The 3,433-nt window shown below is 71.9% G+C and carries 3 protein-coding genes; 2 read left to right on the top strand and 1 reads right to left on the bottom strand.

The window, feature by feature from the left end:
• Nucleotides 1-198 (top strand): (2Fe-2S)-binding protein (locus ACFFNX_RS45480; RefSeq protein ID WP_378212532.1); only part of this gene is annotated, 198 nt, incomplete at its 5' end.
• Nucleotides 199-246: 48 nt separating this feature from the next.
• Here ACFFNX_RS45480 and ACFFNX_RS45475 read toward each other — a convergent pair.
• Nucleotides 247-1,722 carry an NAD-dependent succinate-semialdehyde dehydrogenase gene (locus ACFFNX_RS45475; RefSeq protein ID WP_446678560.1) on the bottom strand — a complete coding sequence of 492 codons (1,476 nt, stop codon included), beginning with the start codon at nucleotides 1,720-1,722 and terminating at the stop codon, nucleotides 247-249.
• A 185-nt stretch (nucleotides 1,723-1,907) separates the two neighbouring features.
• Here ACFFNX_RS45475 and ACFFNX_RS45470 point away from each other — a divergent pair, with 185 nt between their 5' ends.
• Nucleotides 1,908-3,278 carry an aminotransferase gene (locus tag ACFFNX_RS45470; RefSeq protein WP_378212531.1) on the top strand — a complete coding sequence of 457 codons (1,371 nt, stop codon included), beginning with the start codon at nucleotides 1,908-1,910 and terminating at the stop codon, nucleotides 3,276-3,278.
• The last annotated feature ends 155 nt before the right edge of the window (nucleotides 3,279-3,433 follow it).

Here is a 3,433-nt window from a genome sequence, read left to right as displayed (position 1 = left end):
GAGGGCGGCCTGGACACCCGGACGACCCGCGGGGGCGAGCGCCGCGGCCTGTTCTGCGGCATGGGCGTGTGCTTCGACTGCCTGGTGATCGTTGACGGTGTGCCGGGGACCCGTGCCTGCGTGACCTGGGTGCGGGAGGGAATGGACATCGCCCGGCAGGACGGTCCGGGCGATCGCCGCGGCCCGGACCGTGCCTGAGAGACCGCTGGGGATCCCGGTGCCCCGCCGCTCGCCCCGGCCGATGGCTCAGCCGACGCCGTCCACGCAGAGGTACTTCAACTCGGTGAACTCGTCGATGCCGTGCCGCGAGCCCTCGCGGCCGAGCCCGGACTCCTTCACGCCGCCGAACGGCGCGCCCTCGTAGGAGATCAGGCCGGTGTTGACGCCGACGACGCCGAACTCCAGCGCCTCGCCCACCCGCCACATCCGGCCGAGGCCGGCGGTGAAGAAGTACGCGGCGAGGCCGAACGGCGTGTCGTTCGCGATCGCGATCGCCTCGTCCTCGGTGTCGAACGCGATGACCGGGGCCACCGGGCCGAAGGTCTCCTCCCGGGAGATCAGCATGTCCGGCCGGACCCCGGTGAGCAGCGTGGGCTGGAAGAACGTGCCGCCGAGCTCGTGCCGGCCGCCGCCGGCCAGGACGGTGGCGCCGCCGCCCACCGCGTCGCCGATGTGCCGCTCGACCTTCGCGACCGCGGCCGGGGAGATCAGCGGCCCCTGCTCCGACCCCTCCTCGAAGCCGTTGCCGACCTTCAGCGCCTGGACCGCGACGCGGAGCCGCTCGACGAACGCGTCGTGCACGCCGGACTGCACGAGGATCCGGTTCGCGCAGACGCAGGTCTGCCCGGCGTTGCGGAACTTCGAGGCCATCGCGCCGGCGACCGCGACGTCCAGGTCGGCGTCGTCGAACACGATCAGCGGCGCGTTGCCGCCGAGTTCGAGCGCGACCTTCTTGACGGTGCGCGCGCTCTGCGCCATGAGCAGCTTGCCGACCTCGGTGGAGCCGGTGAAGCTGAGCGCCCGCACCGCCGGGTTCGCGGTGAGGATCTCCCCGATCATCGCCGGCTCGCCCGACACGACGCCGAGCACACCGGCCGGGATGCCCGCGCGGACGCCGAGCTCGGCGAGGGCGGTGGCCGACAGCGGCGTCTCCTCGGCGGGCTTGATGATCATCGGGCAGCCCGCCGCGAGCGCGGGCCCGGCCTTGCGCAGGATCATCGCCGACGGGAAGTTCCACGGCGTGATGGAGGCGCTCACCCCGACCGGCCGGCGGACGGCGAGGAGCCGGCGGCCGGCGGCGTTGGCCGGGATGACGTCGCCGTAGGTGCGCTTGCCCTCCTCGGCGTACCACTCGACGAAGCCGGCGCCGTACAGGATCTCGCCGCGGGCCTCGGCGAGCGGCTTGCCCTGTTCGGCGGTGAGGATCGTCGCCAGGTCGTCGGCGTTCTCGACGATCAGCTCGTACCACCGGCGCAGGATCCGCGCGCGTTCGGGCGCGGTGACGCGCGCCCACGCGGGAGCGGCGGCCTTCGCCGCCTCGACCGCGCGGACGACGTCCGCCTCGTCGGCGGCCGCCATGCGGGCGACGACCGCGCCGGTCGCGGGGTCGAGGACGTCGGTGCGCTCACCGGCCGAGCCGGGAGTCCACTCGCCGTCGATGAAGAGGTCCTCGCGCAGCAGGCCGGGATCGCGCAGACGAGAGCGGTCAAAGGTCGGGTTCACGGCGTTCGTCCTCCAAATCCGAAGCCCCGGCATCACCGGCGAAGCAGCAGCTTGTTCGCGGTTTGGCCGGATTGCGGGCAAGTGTACGCTTTGCGACCATTCCTTGCTACATTGACCGCGCGGTCGCCGGCTCGGCGCCCGACCCGTCTCCTCCCTGACACCGACTCACACGAATGCGGGTGCCCATGACGATCGAGGACATCGACAAAGAGTTCTTCTTCCACCCGTTCACCCAGCTCCGCGAACACCAGCGGCACGGCCCGCTGACCATGGTCGAGGGGCACGGGTCGACGCTGACCGACACGCGTGGCCGGACCTACCTCGACGCGATGGCCGGTCTGTGGTGCGTCAACATCGGTTACGGCAACACCGAGATGGCCGAGACGCTGCGGGCCCAGACCGAGCGGCTGCCCTACTACCACACGTTCGCGTCGATGGGGAACGAGCCGGTCGCGCGTCTCGCCCAGCGGCTCATCGCGATGGCGCCCGGGGAGATGTCGAAGGTCTTCTTCGGCAACAGCGGCTCCGACGCCAACGACACCCAGGTCAAGCTCGTCTGGTACTACAACAACGTCCTCGGCCGGCCGGAGAAGAAGAAGATCATCTCGCGGAGCCGCGGCTATCACGGCGTGACGGTGATGTCCGGCAGCCTGTGCGGCCTGCCCGGCATGCACGCCGGGTTCGACCTGCCGCTGCCGATGGTGCACTTCGTCCGCGCCCCGCACCGGCTGTGGGAGCAGCGGGAGGGCCAGAGCGAGGAGGAGTTCGTCCGCGACCTCGCCGACGAGCTGGAACGCCTGATCCTCGCCGAGGGACCCGAGACGGTCGCCGCGTTCATCGCCGAGCCCATCCAGGCCGCCGGCGGCGTCATCGTCCCGCCCACGTCGTACTTCCCGGCGATCCAGGAGGTGCTGCGCCGGTACGACGTGCTGCTGATCGCCGACGAGGTGGTCTGCGGGTTCGGCCGTACGGGCGACACCTTCGGCTCGGAGGTCTTCGGGATCCGGCCCGACCTCATCACGGTCGCCAAGGGCATCACCTCGGCGTACGTCCCGCTGTCGGCGTGCATCGTCTCCGCGCCCGTCTGGGACGTGATCGCCAGTGGCGCGGACAGGTACGGCGTCTTCAGTCACGGCTACACCTACTCGGCGCACCCGCTCGCCGCCGCGGCGGCCATGACCAACCTCGACATCATCGAGCGCGACGGGCTCATGCGGCAGGCCAAGGCGCGCGGCGACCACCTCGCCGAACGCCTGCGCGCCGAGTTCGCCGACCACCCGCTGGTGGGCGAGGTCCGTGGCTACGGGCTGCTCGGCGCGGTCGAGTTCGTCAGGTCCAAGGACCCGCTCACCGCGTTCGACCCGGCGCTGAAGATGTCGGCCGCGGTCGTCCAGCGTGCCCGCGAGCTCGGCGTCATCAGCCGCGCGCTCCCGGCCTCGGACTCGATCTCCTTCTCGCCGCCGTTCGTGGTGACCGAGGACGAGATCGACGAGATGGCCGCGCTGGCCCGGCAGGCCCTGGACGACGTCGCCCGCGAGCTCCGCCTGCTGCCATGACTGAGCGGAGCGACCGCTGCGGCGCGGGAGGCCGCCTCGGTCTCGTCGTCAACCCGATCGCCGGCATGGGCGGCCGGGTGGGTCTGCACGGGACCGACGGGCCGGCGCTGGAGGCCGCGGTACGCCAGGGCGCGGCCGCCGTCGCACCGCAGGTG

It is taken from the genome of Actinoallomurus acaciae (genome assembly GCF_042429965.1).
Taxonomy (GTDB): domain Bacteria; phylum Actinomycetota; class Actinomycetes; order Streptosporangiales; family Streptosporangiaceae; genus Actinoallomurus; species Actinoallomurus acaciae.
The sequence above is the reverse complement of the archived record's forward strand: the minus strand, read 5'-3'. Positions and strand labels throughout refer to the sequence as shown.